This window comes from Curtobacterium sp. PhB137 (genome assembly GCF_003814955.1).
Lineage (GTDB): Bacteria > Actinomycetota > Actinomycetes > Actinomycetales > Microbacteriaceae > Curtobacterium.
The window spans coordinates 198402-217531 of record NZ_RKQO01000008.1; the positions used below are offsets into that span (position 1 = coordinate 198402).

Annotated in this window: 14 protein-coding genes, 1 tRNA gene and 1 riboswitch; of the genes, 9 read left to right on the forward strand and 6 right to left on the reverse strand. The window is 72.0% G+C overall.

Features of this window, described 5'->3' with window-relative positions:
* Positions 1–67 precede the first annotated feature (67 nt).
* From EDF28_RS15390 to EDF28_RS15410, 5 genes are all read left to right on the forward strand, one after another.
* Positions 68–508 (forward strand): MarR family winged helix-turn-helix transcriptional regulator, encoded by a 441-nt coding sequence (locus EDF28_RS15390; RefSeq protein WP_123294015.1) that lies wholly within the window; start codon positions 68–70, stop codon positions 506–508.
* On the forward strand, positions 505–1746 hold the full coding sequence (locus EDF28_RS15395) for an MFS transporter (RefSeq protein WP_123938891.1): 1242 nt from the start codon (positions 505–507) through the stop codon (positions 1744–1746). The genes EDF28_RS15390 and EDF28_RS15395 overlap by 4 nt, the downstream gene beginning before the upstream one ends.
* A 776-nt stretch (positions 1747–2522) precedes the next feature.
* Positions 2523–3161: an oligoribonuclease gene (orn, locus tag EDF28_RS15400; RefSeq protein ID WP_123938892.1), complete on the forward strand. Its 639-nt coding sequence runs from the start codon at positions 2523–2525 to the stop codon at positions 3159–3161.
* A gap of 75 nt (positions 3162–3236) precedes the next feature.
* Positions 3237–3312: transfer RNA gene (locus EDF28_RS15405), tRNA-His, on the forward strand.
* Between the two features lie 124 nt (positions 3313–3436).
* Positions 3437–3781, forward strand: a complete 345-nt coding sequence (locus tag EDF28_RS15410; protein ID WP_123341128.1) for a metallopeptidase family protein — start codon at positions 3437–3439, stop codon at positions 3779–3781.
* Positions 3782–3911: 130 nt separating this feature from the next.
* Here the strand turns inward: EDF28_RS15410 and EDF28_RS15415 are convergent, their stop codons facing one another.
* Both EDF28_RS15415 and EDF28_RS15420 read right to left on the reverse strand, forming a co-directional pair.
* On the reverse strand, positions 3912–5177 hold the full coding sequence (locus tag EDF28_RS15415; RefSeq protein ID WP_123938894.1) for an acyl-CoA dehydrogenase family protein: 1266 nt from the start codon (positions 5175–5177) through the stop codon (positions 3912–3914).
* Positions 5174–6595 carry an LLM class flavin-dependent oxidoreductase gene (locus EDF28_RS15420; RefSeq protein WP_123938895.1) on the reverse strand — a complete coding sequence of 474 codons (1422 nt, stop codon included), beginning with the start codon at positions 6593–6595 and terminating at the stop codon, positions 5174–5176. Before EDF28_RS15420 ends, EDF28_RS15415 begins: the two co-directional genes overlap by 4 nt.
* A gap of 102 nt (positions 6596–6697) precedes the next feature.
* Here EDF28_RS15420 and EDF28_RS15425 point away from each other — a divergent pair, with 102 nt between their 5' ends.
* Positions 6698–8149, forward strand: coding sequence for an MFS transporter (locus EDF28_RS15425; RefSeq protein ID WP_123938896.1), 1452 nt, complete (start codon positions 6698–6700; stop codon positions 8147–8149).
* Between the two features lie 105 nt (positions 8150–8254).
* Here EDF28_RS15425 and EDF28_RS15430 read toward each other — a convergent pair whose 3' ends face one another.
* From EDF28_RS15430 to EDF28_RS15445, 4 genes are all read right to left on the reverse strand, one after another.
* Complete coding sequence (locus tag EDF28_RS15430) at positions 8255–8842, reverse strand: ATP-binding protein (protein ID WP_260155045.1); 588 nt, start codon at positions 8840–8842, stop codon at positions 8255–8257.
* Complete coding sequence (locus tag EDF28_RS15435; protein WP_221182572.1) at positions 8835–11288, reverse strand: ATP-binding cassette domain-containing protein; 2454 nt, start codon at positions 11286–11288, stop codon at positions 8835–8837. The genes EDF28_RS15430 and EDF28_RS15435 overlap by 8 nt, the downstream gene beginning before the upstream one ends.
* A gap of 2 nt (positions 11289–11290) precedes the next feature.
* Positions 11291–11929, reverse strand: coding sequence for an ECF transporter S component (locus tag EDF28_RS15440; protein WP_123938898.1), 639 nt, complete (start codon positions 11927–11929; stop codon positions 11291–11293).
* A riboswitch (TPP riboswitch) is annotated at positions 11925–12036 on the reverse strand. (Overlaps the previous gene by 5 nt.)
* A gap of 99 nt (positions 12037–12135) precedes the next feature.
* The gene (locus tag EDF28_RS15445) at positions 12136–12456 is read right to left on the reverse strand and encodes a hypothetical protein (RefSeq protein WP_111086838.1); all 321 of its coding nucleotides are present in this window, start codon (positions 12454–12456) and stop codon (positions 12136–12138) included.
* 129 nt (positions 12457–12585) lie between these two features.
* Between EDF28_RS15445 and glgX the strand changes: the two genes are divergently transcribed.
* From glgX to treZ, 3 genes are read left to right on the forward strand one after another with little or no spacing between them, the layout of a single operon-like run.
* Positions 12586–14820: a glycogen debranching protein GlgX gene (glgX, locus tag EDF28_RS15450; protein WP_123294024.1), complete on the forward strand. Its 2235-nt coding sequence runs from the start codon at positions 12586–12588 to the stop codon at positions 14818–14820.
* Positions 14817–17318 carry a malto-oligosyltrehalose synthase gene (gene treY, locus EDF28_RS15455; protein WP_123938899.1) on the forward strand — a complete coding sequence of 834 codons (2502 nt, stop codon included), beginning with the start codon at positions 14817–14819 and terminating at the stop codon, positions 17316–17318. Before glgX ends, treY begins: the two co-directional genes overlap by 4 nt.
* Complete coding sequence (gene treZ / locus EDF28_RS15460) at positions 17315–19069, forward strand: malto-oligosyltrehalose trehalohydrolase (RefSeq protein ID WP_123938900.1); 1755 nt, start codon at positions 17315–17317, stop codon at positions 19067–19069. Before treY ends, treZ begins: the two co-directional genes overlap by 4 nt.
* Positions 19070–19130: the final 61 nt, after the last annotated feature.

Below are 19130 nucleotides of genomic sequence, written 5' to 3' on the forward strand. Positions count from 1 at the left end.
AGGCGGTGCCTGTTGCGGCCTGGTGCGGCCTGTTGCGCAATGCATAGCATCGCTATATAGTTCAGCTATGGAAACAACGCGTGCGCAGACGATCGAGACGCTCCTCGTCTCCGTCAACCGCCTGATCCGCAGCGCCGCGCAGTCGACGGGCAACACCACGTCGGCCGCGGTCTGGCGCACGCTCGGCATCCTCGAGTCCGACGAGCCGCTCCGGCTCGGTGAGCTGGCGGCCGCCTCGCGCGTGGCGCAACCCACGATGACCCGGCTCGTCACGGGCATGCTCGCCGACGGCCTGGTCACGCGGAGCGTCGACCCCGACGACTCCCGCGGCCAGCTCATCGAGATCACCGACGCGGGCCGCGCCCGGCTCACCGCCTGGCGCGCCACGCTCACCGACACGGTCGGCCCGTTGTTCGCCGACCTCACCGACGACGACTGGGACGTGCTGCACCACGCGTCCGTCCTGATCGCCCAGCGCACCACCACCAGAACGGAGACCACCGCGTGAACGCCCACGCACCTGCCGGCCAGTCCGGCTCCATCCTCAAGCAGTCCTCAGCGGTCTGGGCGATCGCCTTCGCCTGCGTCGTCGCCTTCATGGGCATCGGCCTCGTCGACCCGATCCTCCCCGCGATCGCTGGATCGCTCAAGGCGACCCCGGCGCAGACCGAACTGCTCTTCACGAGCTACCTGGCCGTCACCGGCGTCGCGATGTTCTTCACGAGCTGGGTCTCGAGCCGCATCGGCGCGAAGCGCACCCTGCTCATCGGTCTGGCGCTCATCGTCCTGTTCTCGGTCCTCGCCGCGACGTCGAACAGCGTGTGGAGCATCATCGACTTCCGTGCCGGCTGGGGCCTCGGCAACGCGCTCTTCATCTCCACCGCCCTGGCGACCATCGTCGGTGCAGCGTCGGGCGGGACCGCCTCGGCGATCATCCTGTACGAGGCAGCGCTCGGCCTCGGCATCGCCGTCGGCCCGCTCGTCGGCGGCCTGCTCGGGTCGGTCAGCTGGCGCGGCCCGTTCTTCGGCGTCACCACGCTGATGGCCGTCGCGTTCATCGCGATCGTGGCGCTCCTCAAGACCGGCAGCCTCGAGAAGCCCACGCCCACGAAGCTCTCGGCGCCGTTCCGTGCCCTCGGCCGTCCCGCGCTCGCCGCACTCGCCGCGACCGCGCTCTTCTACAACATCGGCTTCTTCGTCCTGCTCGCCTACACGCCGTTCCCGCTCGGCTTCGGTGCGCTCGGCATCGGCTTCACGTTCTTCGGCTGGGGGCTCGGTCTCGCGATCACCTCCGTCTGGGTCGCCCCGATGCTCACCGCCCGTCTCCGCAGGACGACGGTGCTGAAGATCGCGCTGCCCCTGCTGGCACTCGACCTCTTCGCCGCGGCCGTCGTCGTGGACTCGCAGGTCGGCCTCATCATCTGCGTCATCATCGGTGGACTCGTGCTCGGTGTGCTGAACACGGTGCTCACGGAGTGCGTCATGGAGGCCACGGACCTGCCCCGCTCGGTCGCCTCGAGCGCCTACTCGGCCGTCCGCTTCATCGGCGGCGCCATCGCCCCGCCCGTCGCGACCCTGCTCGCCGACGCGTACGCACCCTCGGCCGCCTACGTCTTCGCCGGAGCGTCCGTCGCCGTCGCGTTCATCGTGATCCTCTGCACCACGAAGGTCCTGCGCCGCGTGGACGACGGTGCCGAGCCGGAGCGCGTCGAGGCCGAGGCCATCGGCGCCGGCGAGATGTCCTAGCCGCACACCTCCCCCGCCCCGCCGCCTCTTGCGCGAGCGGGCGAAACACCCGGGTGTCTCGAGACGCGGCCCGGGTATTTCGCCCGCTCGCGCTCTGCGCACTGGGCGCACGCACGTCCGCCCTCCGTCGTCCGCCCAGCTGGCCGCGAGCGGGCGAAATGTCTGGGCCCCCTGAAACGCGACCCGGGCATTTCGCCCGCTCGCGCGATGCGCACTGGGCGCGACCAGCCTGGAGGCGCGGCGCCAGTCCGTCGGACCGCCACCGGGCCTCCAGGCAGTCACCACCACGCCCCTCCGCCTCCGCCTCCGCCTCCGCCTCCGCCTCCGCGAGCGGGCGAAATGCCCGGGTGCCTCCCGCCGTGGCCGTGGCATTCCGCCCGCTCGCGGAAGCGCGGAGTGGCCGGAGCGCAGCCCCCTCCCGAGCGTCTCGCCGAGCGGGCGAAATACCCCGCCACCCCGCCGCGCAACCCCGGCATTTCGCCCGCTCGCGGTGCGCGCGCTGGACGCGACCAGCCGGGAGGCCCGACACGCGCCCGGCGGACCGCCATCGGGCCTCCAGGCCGTCACCACCACCGCCCCACGCGCCTCCGGCACGGCCGCGCCCGCGAGCGGGCGAAACACCAGGGTGCCTCTCGACGCGGCCCGGGCATTTCGCCCGCTCGCGGGTTCGGGGACGCGACCGCGCACCAGCGCGCACCAGCCGCGGACGCGACCGCGCACCGGCCGCGCACCACCTGCGCACGGGGCGCCCGCGGGCCGGGAATAGGATCGTGCACATGGCAACCGCGAATGACCGCCTCGTCTGGATCGACTGCGAGATGACCGGCCTCGACCTCGAGGTCGACGAACTCGTCGAGGTGGCCGTGGTCATCACCGACTTCGACCTCGAGCCCGTGCACCCCGGATTCGACATCGTGATCAAGCCGGACCAGTCCGCGCTCGACAACATGAACGAGTTCGTGACGAACATGCACGTCACGTCGGGACTCATCGAGGAGATCCCGAACGGCGTCAGCCTGGCGGACGCCGAGTACCAGGTGCTCGAGTACATCCTCGAGCACGTCCCCGCCGAGGGCACCGCTCCCCTGGCCGGCAACACCATCGGCACCGACCGTGCGTTCCTGTCCAAGTACATGCCCCGCGTCGACGGCCACCTGCACTACCGCAGCGTCGACGTGTCGAGCATCAAGGAGCTCTGCCGCCGCTGGTTCCCGCGCGTGTACTTCAACTCGCCGGAGAAGCACGGCGGGCACCGGGCCCTCGCGGACATCCTCGAGTCGATCCGCGAGCTCGAGTACTACCGCCGCGCGGGCTTCGTCGCCGAGCCGGGGCCGACCACCGACGAGGTGCGTGCCGTCCAGGCCGAGGTCGTCGAGAAGTGGGAACCGCGCCTGACCCAGCCTGCGGCCGAGTGACGACACGGGTGGTCGGCACCGCCCGCAGCATGTACTACTATTGAGTGGTCGCGCCGGTCCGCCGGTGTGTGCATGGTGGATATAGCTCAGTTGGTAGAGCGCCTGGTTGTGGTCTAGGAGGTCGCGGGTTCGAGACCCGTTATTCACCCCAGTCGAGGGAGAGTTCTGTTGCGTGTGACGCAACCGGGGCTCTCCCTCTGTGTTTGTCTGGACGCCTCCGGCGCCGTGCGGCTTCGCCGCGAGTGGTCAGGGCGGTGTGGGACGATCCCTGCGTGATGGAGATGTCCGCCGACGACTTCGAGCAGCTCGTGACCGACGAACTCGACCTGCTCCCCGACGAGATGGTCGACGGGCTCGACAACGTGGTGTTCGTGGTCGAGGACGAACCGGAGAACGGCGAAGAGCTCTTCGGCGTGTACGACGGCATCGCGGCGACCGAGCGCGGGCAGTACGGCTTCGGCGAACTGCCCGACCGCATCGTGGTGTTCCGCAAGCAGCACCTGGCCGAGTGCGACACCGTCGAGGAGCTCAAGGACGAGGTGCACACCACCCTCGTGCACGAGATCGGGCACTTCTACGGCATCGACGACGAGCGCCTGCACGAGCTCGGCTGGGCGTAGGCGCCCGACCGGCGCGAGTTTCGGGCTCAGCGACATTCCTCGGGCCCACGAGCGCGAGAACTGTCGCTCACCGCGAATACCCGCGGCCGCGGCCGCGGCCGCGCCCGCAGCCGCAGCAGCCGCCGCCGCCTCAGAACCGCGTCGGCCCCACCTCGTGGTACTTCTCCCACGCGTCCACCGGCCCCCGCCCGTGCAGTGCGTACTCCCCCACGAGCCGCTCCTTGTAGACCGCCGGGTTGTGCGACGCCACGACGCGGGCGTTCCGCCAGTGCCGGTCCAGCGCGCGCGTCCGGTCGGCCGCGGACGCCCCGCCGACCTCGAACAGCTCGGAGCACGACCGCAGCACCCGCGGCCCGATCTCGACCTGCGCCTGGTAGACCGCGTTCTCGGCGGCGTCCAGCAGTACGCGGTCGACCCCGACCCCGGGCTCGTTCGTCGCGACGACCTGGTCGAGCAGCCCCGCGGCCGCGACGACGAGCGACCGGGCGGTGAACGCCCCGGCGGACAACCGACCGATGACCGCCAGGACCTGCGGGTCCTCCCCCGGAGTCGCCGCGTTCGCGTGGATGTACGTCCGGGTCCGCGGCCGCACGAAGGCGACCGCATCGTCGGACACCGCCTGTCCGATCCCGGCCAGCACGGCCAACAGGTACAGCTGGAAGAAGGCCTGGATGTGCGACAGCGGCGCGTCCTTGTACGCCGACACCACGGCGGGGTCGACGGGCACCCCCTCGAACACGGTGGTGCCGGATGCGGTCAGCCGCTGGCCGAACCCGTCCCAGTCGTCGACGCTCGTCACACCTGGCGCGTCGACCGGAACGGCGAACGTCACGCGGTCGCCCGAGCGGTCCGCGGCCAGGTAGATCCAGTCGGCGTAGAGCGTGCCGGTCGAGTAGAACTTCCGCCCGTCGAGACGGAGGGAATCACCAACAGGCGTCACCGTCGTCGAGATGTCGGCCAGGGTCGTGCCGGTCCGCTCCGAGGTCGCGTTCCCCACGATCGCCCCGTCGACGATGCGCTGGAGCCACTCGTCCCGTCCGGCCGACGATGGCCGCAGCAGCACGAGTTCGGTGTACCCGAAGTGCCCTCGCCACAGGTGCGCGATGTTCGAGTCCGCGGCCGCCAGGTCCGCCACCAGGTGCACGAGTTCGACCAGCGTCGCGCCGAACCCGCCGCGGTCCTCGGGCACGCGCAGCCGGCCGAACCCGGCGTCGGCGAGTGCGCGGACCTCGGCGTGCGGCAACGGCCGGTCGCCGGGGGTGCCGGAGGCGAGCTCACGCTCGACCGCGCCCTCGCGGATGGTCGCGAACACGGGTGCGAAGCGTTCGCGCAGGGTCGCCAGACGATCGGCCGGGAGGCCCGTCACCCGTCCGTCGGTCGTCGTCGCGTCCGTCATGCGGTCACCTCCACGGCACGTGCCGCCTCCGACACACCGCTCGCGCCGCCCGTGAACGCGCCGCGCCACTGCCGGGCGGGGTGCGAGTCCGGCAGCTGCGTGTGCCCGAAGAGCTTCTCGCGCAGGGTGCCCTCGCGGTACTCGGACTGCATCAGCCCACGCTCCTGCAGGGTGGGCGCGATGTGGTCGACGAACTCCTCGTACGAGCCGGGCAGCGTCCAGTTGATGACGTTCACCCCGTCGACGCCGACGCGCTGCCAGTCGGCGAGTTCGTCGGCGATCTGGTCAGGCGTGCCGACGACCCGGGCACGGAGCTTGGCGGACAGGCGGGCGAGGTCGGCGATCGTGGGTTCGCGGTCGCCGGCGGCCTCGCGGAGCCACTGCAGGTGCGACTGCCCGGCGTGGGTGCGGACCTCGGACAGCGGGGTGTCCGGGTCGAGGGCCTCGCCGGTGTCCGGGTCGAAGCCGAGGTTCGAGTGCACCAGGAAGCCGTCGGCGGCCAGGTACTCGTCGATCTCCGCTTCCTTCGCCTTCGCCTCGGCCTCGGTGGACCCGGTGACGAAGGTCAGCCCGAGGAAGAACGCGATGTCCTCCCGCCGACGCCCCGCGGCCTGGGCGAGGTCGCGGGTCTCGCGGATGAGCTGCTCGGTGGCGTCGCGGTTCGAGGTCAGGATGAACTGAGCCTCGGCGTTCCGTGCCGCGAAGGCCCGACCGGCCGGCGAAGAGCCGGCCTGGAACAGCACCGGCGTCCGCTGCGGGCTCGGCGCGCTCAGGTGCGGCCCCTGCACGTCGTAGCGCTTCCCGTGGTGGTCGATGCGGTGCACCTTGTCGGGGTCGGCGTAGCCACGCACCGGGTCCTTCAGAACGGCGCCGTCCTCCCACGAGCCCTCCCAGAGCTTCGCGCAGACCTCGAGGTACTCCTCGGCCCAGACGTAGCGCTCGTCGTGCTCCTCGAGCCGGTCGGCGCCGAAGTTCCGGGCGGCGCTGTCGAGGGCGCTCGTGACGACGTTCCAGCCGATCCGGCCCCGGGTGATGTGGTCGAGGGTGGAGACCTTGCGGGCGAAGTCGAACGGGTGCGACTGGATGACGCTCGACGTGAACGCCAGGCCCAGGTGCTCGGTCGACACGGCGAGCGCGGAGAGCAGCACCGAGGGGTCGTTCGAGGGGATCTGCAGCCCCTCGCGCAGGTTGGTCGAGTAGTCGCCGCGTCCCGGTCCGTAGGTCCCGACGACGTCGGCGAAGAACATCGCGTCGAACTTGCCGCGCTCGAGGGTCTTCGCCAGGTCGGTCCAGAGCGTGACGTCGTCGAAGTCGGCCTGACGGGCGTCCGGGTGCCGCCAGAGGCCGTGCTGGATGTGCGACGTCGTGTTCATGACGAAGGCCGCGAAGCGCAGCGGTCGGTTCGGTGCATCGCTCATGCACCCCATGTTCCCCGTGGTGCCGTCACGAGGGGCAGTGAGGTGACACCGCGTTACGCGGCTGGTTCCACCGGACGTCGGAGCCGACCATGCTGCTGAGGCATGCCGACCCCGACCACTGCTGCCGCGCCTCCCGTCCGCCGTGCCGAACCGACGACGGGCGCGACCCGCCGTCGCGTCGCCCTCGCCTCGTTCGTGGGCACGACGGTCGAGTACTACGACTTCTACCTGTACGCGACGGCGTCCGCCCTGGTGTTCGCGCCCACGTTCTTCCCGTCGGTGACGCCGGCGATCGGCGTGATCGCGTCGTTCGCGACCTACGGGGTCGGCTTCGTCGCGCGGCCGCTCGGCGGGGTGATCGCCGGACACCTGGGCGACCGCATCGGACGGAAGAAGCTGCTCGTCGCGTCCCTGGTGCTGATGGGCATCGCGTCGACCCTGATCGGGGTCGTGCCGTCGGCGGCGACCATCGGCGTCGGTGCCGTCGTTGCGCTGGTGTTCCTGCGGCTGCTGCAGGGCGTCGCCGCCGGCGCCGAGTGGGGCGGGTCCGCGCTGCTGTCCGTCGAGCACGCACCCGAACGGCACCGCGGGCTGTTCGGGGCGTTCACGCAGATGGGGTCGGCGGGCGGGATGCTGCTCGCGACCGGCGTGTTCACCCTGGTGCGGTCCCTGCTCGGCAACGAGGTGTTCCTGGCCTGGGGCTGGCGGCTGCCGTTCCTGTTCTCCGCGGTGATCGTGGCCGTCGGCCTGGTGATCCGGCTCGGCGTGCAGGACGCTCCGGTGTTCCAGGAGCTGCGGGCCTCCGGCGGGGTCGAGCGGTTCCCGGTCTGGCAGGCGATCCGACACCACCCGCGCGCGATCCTGGTGACCGCCGGGCTGCGCCTGGTGCAGCCCGCGCTGTACTCGATCCTGACGACGTACTCGCTGACCTACCTCGCAGCCGTACGGGGGCCGTCGGGTTCGGACGCCGGGCTGCAGGCGGTGCTCGTCATCTCGGCGGTGTCGCTCGTGTCGACGCCGTTCTGGGGGTGGCTGTCCGACCGGGTGGGACGCCGCGTGCTCACGATCTGGTCGGCCGTCGGCATCGCCGTGCTCATCTGGCCGTTCTTCGCGTTCCTCGACGCCGGGCCGCTCGTGCTGCTGCCGCTCGTGGCGCTGATCGGGATGTGCGTCTTCCACGACAGCATCTACGGGCCTCAGGCAGCCTGGTTCGCGGAGCAGTTCCCGACCGGTCGGCGGTACTCGGGGATGTCGCTCGGGTACCAGATCGGGTCGATCTTCTCCGTCGGGCTGACGCCGCTGCTCGCTGCGGTGTTCGTGGAGCTCGGTGGGGGCTCGCCGTGGATCCTGTGCGGGTACCTCGGGGTGTACGCGGTGCTGACCATCGTGGCGGCGGTGTTCGCGGTGGATCCGGTCGCGCGGGCGCGGGGCCGCGCTGCTGCGCGGGGCGGCGTGCGGGGCGGTGCTGCTGCGCGGGGCGGCGCTGCTGCGCGGGGCGGCGCGCGGGGCGGTGCTGCTGCGCGGGGCGGCGCGCGGGGCCGAGTCTCGCGGTGAGCGACAGTTCTCGCGCTCGGACGTCCGTGAACTGTCGCGCAGCCCGAGACTCGGCGCGGCCAGCGCGAGACTCGGCGCGGCCAGCCCGAGACTCGCGGCGACCCGCTACGTCCGCAGCACCACGTCGGCCAGGGACGCCGGATCCTCGGCGGCGATGAAGTCCTGCTCCTGCGCCGCCCACCGGTCCCACTCGCGCGCGAAGGTGTCGCCGTCGCGGCCGATCGCCCGGTCCCAGCGGACTGCGTCGTCGGCCTCGAGCCACACTGCCAACGAGGCCAGCGGCACCGACGCCCGGGACACCGCCCCGCAGCCCTCGATCACGATCGGCAGGTCGGGGTCGACCGCGGTCCACTCCGCCGGGCCGTCGGCCACCCAGTCCCAACGGCGGTACCCGCCGGGAGGCCCGAGCACGTCGCGGGCCACGGCGTCGGCCGCCGCGCGGAGTCCGTCCCACCCCGGGTAGACGTCGTCGAGGTGCACGACCTGCGCCCCCAGCAGCTGCGCGAGCTGGGCGCCGAGGGTCGTCTTGCCGGTGCCGGAGCGGCCGTCGACGAGGACCACGAGGCGCCCGCCCGATGCCGCCGCGGCACCGGCCGCGGCCGCAGCGATGCCTGCGGCGAGGCCCCCGCCGTCCACCGCGTCCGACGGGTCCGACGGGTCCACCGGGTCCACCGGGTGCGCCGGCTCAGGCACGCCAGGTCCCCGCTGCCACGGCGACCGCGATCGACGCGACACCGATCCCGACGAGCACCGCGACCATCGCCCACTCCGGCCACGCGAACCGGGCGCCCCGGGCCCACGTGCGTCGCCCGGGAGCCCCGAACCCGCGCGACTCCATCGCCACCGCCAACGTCGTCGCCCGTCGCAGCGCCAGGACCAGCAGCGCGAACGCCAGCGACGCCCCGCGCCGCAGCCGTCCGGTGTCGGCAAGACCCCGCGCACGCCGCGCCATCGCGAGCTGCCGCCAGTCGTCCACCAGCAGCGTCATCATCCGGATGGCCGCGAGGGCCCCGAGCACGAACCGCGCCGGTAACCGCAGCACCTGCGCGAGCCCGTCGGCCAGGTCGGTGGGGTCGACGCGGAGAAACAACGCGACCGCGGGCAGCCCCACCGCGAGCACGCGGAGCGCCGTCGCCAGGGCGAGCGTCAGCGACCCGTCGGTGACGTGGGCGAAGCCGAAGTCGAACCACTCCCGTCCGGAGGGTCGCCCGTACAGCGCGATGCTCACCGCCGTGAGCGGCACGGCCACCAGGACCGGTGACACCCGCAGCAGCAGGGTCCGCACCGGCAGCCGCAGGAGGGGCAGCAGGGCGAGCTCGACCGCGAGGGCGACGGCTGCGGACACGACGTCCAGGCTCAGCACGAGGCACACGCCGAGCGCGAGGACGCCGACGAGCGAGGCCACCGGTTGGACGGCGGCTCGGTCGGCTCGGTCGGTTCGGCCTGGAGGCGCGGCTCGGCCCGCCGTCGTCGGCACCGTCTCCGGGGTGGTCGCCGTCGCACCCCCCTGGTCGCGTTCCACGCGCCCTTGGTTGCCTTCCACGCGCCGGGCGCCGTCCGCCGCGAGCACGACCTCGTCAGCGTCGAGCGCCCGGATCAGGTCGCGGTCGTGCGTGACGGCGACGACGGTGGTGCCGGCGTCGGCGAGTGCTCCGAGGTGCCGGACGACGGCGTCCCAGGTGGACCGGTCCTGCCCGGAGGTCGGTTCGTCGAGCACGACGACCGGCGGCCGCGCGGCGACCACCGCGGCGATGGCGAGCCGTCGCTGCTCGCCGCCGGACAGCGTGAACGGGTTGGCTTCGGCGAGGTGGGCGAGGCCGAACTCGCCGAGGAGCACGTCCGCCCGGCCAGCGGCGTCCGGAGCACCGATCGCGCGTGGGCCGGCCTCGACCTCCTCGCGGACGGAGCCGGCGACGAACTGGTGCTCGGGGTCCTGGAAGACGGTGCCGATGCGGGCGGCGAGTTCGCGGCTCGACCACGTGTGCGGCGCCGCGTCGAGGCCTGCGGCGAGGTCCGTCGTGGCCGCGAGCTCCCCCGCGACCGGAGGCAGGAGCCCCGCGAGCGTGAGGCCGAGCGTCGACTTGCCGATCCCGTTCGGCCCCGTGATCGCCAGGACCTGCCCGGCTCGGAGTTCGAGGTCGATCCCGCTTCCCACCCGCTGTCGCTTGCCCCGGCCGGTCCCGAGGTCCCGCGCTTCGAGCAGCGCGCCCGCTCCCGTGCCCGCCCCCTCGCCGAGCGGGCGAAATGCCGCGGTCCCCTCGGCAGCCGACCCGGGCATTTCGCCCGTTCGCGCAGCCGCAGCCGCAGCAGGCCGCCCGCGGGCCGCGCCACGCTCCGGCTCGGCGCCGGGCACCCACACCCCGGCCGCGGTGAGCGCGGCGCCGTGGCGGGCGAGCACCTCGGCAGGCGCGCCGTCCGCGACGACCCCGCCGCCGGGCTCGAGCAGCACGAGGCGGTCGACCAGGTCGAGCCAGGTGCCGATCCGGTGCTCCACCACGAGCAGGGTCGCCCCCGTCTCGTCGAGCAGTGCGCGGACGGCGTCGTGCACCTGGGCCACGCCGGCCGGGTCGAGGTTCGCGCAGGGTTCGTCGAGCACGAGGGCTCCCGGACGCATCGCGAGCACCCCGGCGAGCGCCAGTCGTTGCCGCTGGCCGCCGGAGAGCATCGCGGTCGAACGGTCGAGGGGCAGGTCGAGCCCGACGACCGCAAGCGCCGACCCCACCCGTGTCCAGGTCTCGTCGCGCGGGACGCCGAGGTTCTCGCACCCGAAGGCCACGTCGTCGCCGATCCGCGACATCACGGTGTGCGCCTCGGGGTCCTGCATGACGAGGCCGACACGCCCGCGGACCGCGCGGGGGTCGGCACCGTCGACCAGGACCGAACCCTGCACGGAAGCAGCGGTGTCGTCGGTGGGGTCGGGTTCGTCGGGCAGCACGGCGGCCACTGCCCGGAGCAGCGTCGACTTGCCGGAGCCGGACGGCCCGACGATCGCGACCCGCTCCCCCGGCTCGACGGTCAGGTCCACGCCGCGGACGGCCCACTCGGCACGTTCGGGGTAACGCCATCCCCAGTCGCGGAACGCGATGCGCGCGGCGCGCACGCCGACGACGTCCGGGGACGTCGACGACGGAGCGGACACCGTCACACCAGTTCGCGCGGCCGACGCCGGCTGTGCTCCCGGCCGGCCGCGAACGAGGACAGCACGCCGGTGCGTGCGAGCGCGCGGACGACCAGCCACGAGCCGGCACCCGCGATGACGGCACCGGACACGATCGCGCACACGACGTAGACGACCTTGAACGCGGCGTCGAGACCCGGGTACCAAAGCACGGTGTCGTTGATGCCGAGCGCGAGGCCGGCTGCGGCACCCGCCAGGACGACGACCGGCAGCCGGTACACGCGGTACAGGAAGAGTGCGAGGACGATCTCGGCGCCGAGTCCCTGGACCAGTCCGGCCTCGAGCGTCAGCCACCCCCACTGCGTGCCGAACAGTGCCTCGACGGACGCGGCGACCATCTCGCCGTAGAGCGCGGCGCCGGGCTTGCGGACGACGATCGCGACGAGCGGCCCGGCGAGCAACCACATGCCGCCGAACAGGGCCTTCGTTCCCGGGAGGACGAGGTCCATGACGGCGCTGATGGGTTCGTAGCCGAACTCCCACAGCCGGAAGACGACGCCGAGTGCCACCGCGAGCACGCTCGCGACGACGATGTCGACGACCCGCCAGCGCAGCGATCGCCGCGGGGCGGTGTGGACGGTTGATGACGTGCCAGAAGACATGGTGCTGGACTCCTCCCTGCGCCGGCATGATCCGGATCAGGTTCGACGGTCGGAGCGCCACTCGCTCCCTCTCAGCCCGGCGGTCCCGGACTCCCGTGTGTGTCCCAGCAGTCTAGACGTGGTCGCGACCACGTGACGGGTCGCGACCACACATCGGACGGGAGGCCCGTGGCGGGTCCGCCACGGGCCTCCCGTCCGGTGTGTCGCTACTTCTTCAGGACGCGCACCAGTTTGCGGAGCACGGTGCCGGTCACCCAGACGAGCGGGATGCTCACCGCGACGAGCGAGATGAGGTTCGGCTCGAACTCGAGGTCCTTGCCGGGGCGACGGATGTACGCGCCGACCGGGATCGACGCGCCGCCGCCACCGCCGCCGCCGTTCTCGTCGTCCCCGCCGCCCCCGAAGCCGAACCAGCCGAGGGACACCGGGATGAGGGTCTGGTCGCCGACCTCGACGGGGTCTCCGTAGTTCGTGGAGACGCCGATCGGGCGTACCTTGTCTGCGATCTGCGTGACGATGTTGGCCATGCGCGCGACGCTACTCGTCCGTTCCTCCACAGGGCGGGCCACGCGCGCACGGGTACACAGCTGGTGCTTGTCTGCGGACGCGGACGGGTGTCACCGATATGTTGGCGCGACCATCACCTGGAGGACCGTTTGCACACCTGGCCCGGCAACCCGTACCCGCTCGGGGCGACCTACGACGGAAGCGGCACGAACTTCGCGCTCTTCAGTGAGGTCGCCGAGCGCGTCGAACTCTGTCTGTTCGACACCGACGGCAACGAAGAGTGCATCCCCCTCGTCGAGGTCGACGCCTACGTCTGGCACGCGTACCTGCCGAACGTCGGCCCCGGCCAGGAGTACGGCTTCCGTGTCCACGGCCCGTACGACCCCGACAACGGCGCACGCTGCAACCCGTCGAAGCTGCTGCTCGACCCCTACGCCAAGGCGACGAGCGGCGAGATCGACTGGGACCAGTCGCTCTTCGCCTACACGTTCGGCGACCCGGACTCGACGAACGACGACGACTCCGCGGCGCACATGATGAAGGGCGTCGTGATCAACCCGTTCTTCGACTGGCAGGGCGACCGCGCACCGCGCACGCCCTACGGCGAGACGGTCATCTACGAAGCGCACGTCAAGGGCCTCACCGAGACCCACCCCGACGTGCCCGAGGAGCAGCGCGGCACCTACGCCGGCGTCTCGCACCCCGCGGTCATCGAGCACCTGAAGCGACTCGGCATCACGACGCTCGAGCTCATGCCGGTGCACCAGTTCGTGAACGACTCGACCCTGCAGGACAAGGGGCTGTCGAACTACTGGGGCTACAACACCATCGGCTTCTTCGCGCCGCACTCCTCGTACTCGTCCTCGGGCGACCAGGGGCAGCAGGTGCAGGAGTTCAAGACGATGGTGCGGGAGCTCCACCGCGCCGGCATCGAGGTCGTGCTCGACGTCGTCTACAACCACACCGCCGAGGGCAACCACCTCGGGCCGACGCTGTCGTTCCGCGGGATCGACAACGCGGCGTACTACCGCCTGGTCGACGACGACAAGAAGTTCTACATGGACTACACGGGCACCGGGAACTCGCTCAACGTCGGGCACCCGCACTCGCTGCAGCTCATCCTCGACTCGCTGCGCTACTGGGTGACCGAGATGCACGTCGACGGCTTCCGCTTCGACCTCGCCTCGGCGCTCGCCCGCGAGTTCTACGAGGTGGACCGGCTGTCCGCGTTCTTCGAGCTCGTGCAGCAGGACCCGATCGTGTCGCAGGTCAAGCTCATCGCCGAGCCGTGGGACGTCGGCCCCGGCGGCTACCAGGTCGGCAACTTCCCGCCCCAGTGGTCCGAGTGGAACGGCAAGTACCGCGACACCGTGCGCGACTTCTGGCGCGGCGAGTCGTCGACCCTCGGTGAGTTCGCGTCGCGCATCTCCGGCTCGGCCGACCTGTACGAGCACGACGGCCGGACGCCCAAGGCGAGCATCAACTTCATCACCGCCCACGACGGCTTCACGCTGTACGACCTCGTCGCCTACAACGAGAAGCACAACGACGCCAACGGCGAGGACAACAACGACGGCGAGAGCCACAACCGGTCCTGGAACTCCGGCGCCGAGGGTCCGACGGACGACGAGTCCGTGAACGCCCTGCGACTCCAGCGGCGCCGGAACTTCCTGGCGACGCTGCTCCTCAGCCAGGGCGTGCCGATGATCGCCCACGGTGACGAGCTCGGCCGTTCGCAGTCCGGCAACAACAACGTCTACGCACAGGACTCCGAGCTCAGCTGGATCGACTGGGACACCGCGGACGACGACCTCGTCCAGTTCACGGCCGACGTGGTCAAGCTGCGCCACGACCACCCGACGTTCCGTCGCACCCGGTACTTCAACGGGCGCCCGGTGCGCCGTGGTCAGGACGAGCCGCTGCCCGACGTGGTCTGGCTCACGCCCGAGGGCGACGCGATGTCGCCGGAGGACTGGGACTCCGGTTTCGGCAAGAGCGTCGGCATGTACCTCAACGGCGACGGCATCCGCGGGCGTGACTCCCGCGGCGAGCGCGTCACCGACGTGGCGTTCATCACGTACTTCAACGCCCACGACGACGTCGTGACGTTCACGCTGCCGCCCGAGGAGTACGCACCCGGCTGGACGGTCCGCATCGACACCGCCGAGCCCGGTGCCCGCGACGAGATCGTCGAGGCGGGCACCCCGCTCGACGTGCCCGCGCGCTCGATGATCGTCCTGCGTGCCGAGCCGAACCACGAGGTCTCGGTCACCCCGGTCGAGGTCCAGCACCACGACGGCGCCCCCGAGCCCCGGTCCCCGCAGGACGCCGTCACCCCGGCCAACCCGGCCGGCTCCACCGCACCGAGCGGCACCGCGCGATGACGAACGGCACGACGGGGGCCGGACGTCGCGTTCCCGTCTCGACGTACCGGCTGCAGGTCTCGGCGGACTTCGACCTGGCCGCCGCACGCGACCTCGTCGACTACGTGCACGACCTCGGGGCCGACTGGCTGTACCTGTCGCCGGTCCTGCAGTCGGAGCCCGGCTCGAACCACGGCTACGACGTCGTCGACCACACGCACGTCGACACCGACCGCGGCGGTGACGAGGCCCTCCGGGTCCTCGCCGAGGCCGCGCACGCGGTCGGGCTCGGCGTGCTGGTCGACGTCGTCCCGAACCACGTCGGGGTCGCCACCCCGGCGGTCAACCCGTGGTGGTGGTCCCTGCTCGAACTCGGCCAGGGCTCCCCCGTCGCCTGGGCGTTCGACGTCGACTGGGACGCCGGCGACGGCAAGGTCCGGGTGCCGGTCCTCGACGACCGGCTGCTCGACGCGGTCACGCTCGACACGTCCAACCCCGAGCACCCGGTGCTCCGGGTCGGCGACACCGCGTACCCGACCGCGCCGGGCACCGCCCACCCGGGCGACTCGGTCGAGGCCGTGCACGCGCTGCAGCACTACGCGTTCGTGCACTGGAAGCGTGCGGACCACGAGCTGAACTACCGCCGGTTCTTCGCGGTGAACACGCTCGCGGCCATCCGGGTCGAGGAACCAGAGGTGTTCGCGGCGTCGCACGGCGTCATCGGCGGCTGGTTCCGCGACGGCCTCGTCGACGGACTGCGCATCGACCACCCGGACGGACTGTACGACCCCGCCGGGTACCTGCAGGACCTCGCCGAGCTGACCGGCGGCGCGTACACCCTCGTCGAGAAGATCCTCGAACCCGGCGAGGAACTCCCGAGCTCCTGGCCGGTCGACGGCACGACCGGGTACGACGCCCTCGGTGTCCTGGACCGCGTTCTCGTCGACCCCGCGGGCGAACCCTCGCTGACCGCGGCGTCGGGCGCGGAGCCCGCCGACTGGCAGCAGCTCACGCACGACACCCGCCGCGGCATCGCCGACGGGATCCTCGGCAGCGAGGTCGAGCGACTCGCCCGACTGCTCGCGCCGGTCACCGCCGGAGCGGACGCGATCACGCACGAACGGCTCGTCGACGCCCTCGCCGAGGTCGTGGCGTCGTTCGACGTGTACCGCACCTACCTGCCCGAGGGCGCGCACCACCTCATCGCGGCGCTCGAACGCGCGGCAGAGTCCCGTCCCGACCTCGACGACGTCATCGACCGGATCGCACCGGCGCTCGTCGACCCGGACAACGCCGCCGCGATCCGCCTGCAGCAGACGAGCGGCATGGTGATGGCCAAGGGCGTCGAGGACACGGCGTTCTACCGCACGTCCCGCTTGACGTCCCTGAGCGAGGTCGGTGGTGACCCGAGCGTGTTCGCGGTGTCCGTGGCCGACTTCCACCAGGCGCAGCGCGACCGGCTCGGCAGCTGGCCGCACACCATGACGACGCTCACCACCCACGACACGAAGCGCAGCGAGGACACCCGCGCACGCATCGCGGTCCTGGCCGAGCTCGGCAGCGAGTGGGCCGACACGCTCGACCGGTTGCAGTCCCTCGTCCCGCTCGAGGACCGCGTGTTCGCCGACCTCCTCTGGCAGGCGATCGTCGGTGCCCGTCCCGCGAGTCGTGAGCGGCTGCACGCCTACGCCGAGAAGGCATCCCGCGAAGCCGGCGACAGCACCACCTGGACCGAGCCGGACACGGCGTTCGAGGAGCGCATGCACGCCCTCGTCGACGCAGCGTTCGACGAGCCCGCCGTGGTGGCCGTGCTCGATGCCCTCGACGAACGGATCGACACGGCGGGGTGGTCGAACGGACTCGCGCAGAAGCTCGTGCAGCTCACGGCACCCGGCGTCCCCGACGTCTACCAGGGCACCGAGTTCTGGGACCGTTCCCTCGTCGACCCCGACAACCGCCGAGCCGTGGACTACGCCGAACGACGCCACGTCCTCGCCGAGATCGACGGCCCGGACGACGACGGCCCCGAGGACCTCCCGGCGATCGGGATCGACGGCGCCGCGAAGCTCCTCGTGACCGCCCGTGCACTCCGTCTCCGGCGCGACCATCCGGAGCTCTTCACGCGGTACCTCGCGCTCGAGGCGACGGGCAGCGCGGCGGACCACGTCGTCGCGTTCGACCGCGGCGGTGCCGTGACGATCGCCACGCGACTGCCGATCGGCCTCGAACGGGTCGGTGGCTGGGGTGACACCCTCGTGCACGCCGTCCCCGTCGACCGGGTCGACCTGCTCACCGGCAGGACCTTCGCGGCCAGCCGGGGCATCGCCCTCGCGGACCTGCTCACCACCTACCCGGTCGCGCTGCTCGTGCCGGCCGCCACGGTCGGGGAACCCGGCCACGCCGACACGGTGACCGACGCGTCCGACGCGGAACGGGCCTCCCGGTCGACCGCCCGGACCACCCCGGCGACCGAGTCCGACGCGCAAGCGGAGATCGACATCCTGGAGGGTCACGCATGACCGCACCCGACCGTTACGCCGTCTGGGCGCCCGAGCCGGACCGCGTCCGGCTGGTCGTCGACGACGTCGAGTACCCGCTGACCCGGGGCGACGACGACTGGTGGTCGACCGACGCGATCATGCCGGTCGTCGGTGCCCGCTACGGGTTCCGCCTCGGCGACGACGACGCGGTCCGGCCCGACCCCCGCAGTCGCTTCCAGCCGGACGGGGTGCACGGCACGTCCGCCGTCGTCGACCCCGCGCGCTTCGCGTGGACCGACGAGTCGTGGACCGGACGTCCGGCCCGCGGCGCCGTGATCTACGAGATGCACGTCGGCACCTACACGCCGGAGGGCACCCTCGACGCGGCGGCGCAGAAGCTCGACCACCTGGTCGAGCTCGGCGTCGAGTTCGTCGAACTGCTGCCCGTGAACGGTGTGAACGGCGAGTGGAACTGGGGCTACGACGGGGTCGCCTGGTACGCGGTGCACGCCCCGTACGGCGGTCCCGACGCCTACGACCGCTTCGTCGACACGGCGCACTCACTCGGCCTGGGCGTCATCCAGGACGTCGTCTACAACCACCTCGGGCCGAGCGGCAACTACCTGCCGCTGTTCGGGCCGTACCTGGTGCAGGGGCTGTCGAACACGTGGGGCGACTCGGTGAACGTCGAGCACCCCGAGGTCCGTCGGTACGTGCTCGACAACGTGCGCATGTGGTTCCGCGACCACCACGTCGACGGGCTCCGGCTCGACGCCGTGCACGCGATCCGCGACACCACGCGGCCGCACGTCCTGGCCGAGATGGCCGACGAGGCGGACGCCTACGGTTCCTTCGTCGGTCGTCCGCTGTCGCTGATCGCCGAGTCGGACCTCAACGACCCGGTGATGTTCCGCCCGCGGGAAGCCGCCGGGTACGGGCTCGCCGGACAGTGGTCCGACGACTTCCACCACGCCGTGCACGTGGCGCTGACGGGCGAGACGAACGGCTACTACGCCGACTTCGCACCGCTGTCGGCGCTCGCGAAGGTGCTCGACCACGGGTTCTTCCACGACGGCACGTGGTCGTCGTTCCGTGGCCGACGCCACGGGCAACCGATCGACCGCGGGACTTCCCCGGCGACTGCCCTGGTCGTCACGAACCAGAACCACGACCAGATCGGCAACCGCGCGGCGGGCGACCGTCTGGCGGCGACGCTCGACGACGAAGGCCTCGTCATCGCTGCGGCGCTGACGCTGCTCGGTCCGTTCACACCCATGCTGTTCATGGGCGAGGAGTTCGCCGCGACGACACCGTGGCAGTTCTTCACGTCGCACCCGGAGCCCGAGCTCGGCAAGGCGACGGCCGAGGGCCGCATCCGCGAGTTCGCGGAGCACGGCTGGGACGAGTCGGCCGTGCCGGACCCGCAGGACCCGACGACGTTCACGAACTCGAAGCTCGACTGGGCCGACGTCAGTTCCGAGCGGGGTGCGGCGATCCTGCGTGCCTACCGGGTGCTCGTCGCCCTGCGCCGGACCGACCAGGCCTTCGTCGACCACCGGTACGAGGCGAACGCCGTGCGGTTCAGCGAGGACCGCCGGTGGCTGGTGCTCACGCGGGGGCTGCTCGGACCGGACGTGGCACCCGTGCACGTCGTGGTGAACTTCCTCGACGACGCAGCCGAGGTGCCGGTCCCCGGTGCCACCGGCGAAGAGCTCTACCGGTTCGGAGCGGCCGAGGTGGCGACGGACTGCGTGCGGTTCCGCGGGCGGGGCGTGGTGGTGCTGCGCTAGTCGCTGCGCTGTCGTCCGGGCGGGCCGGGCTTGCCCACGGGCGGCCGGGCTTGCCCACGGG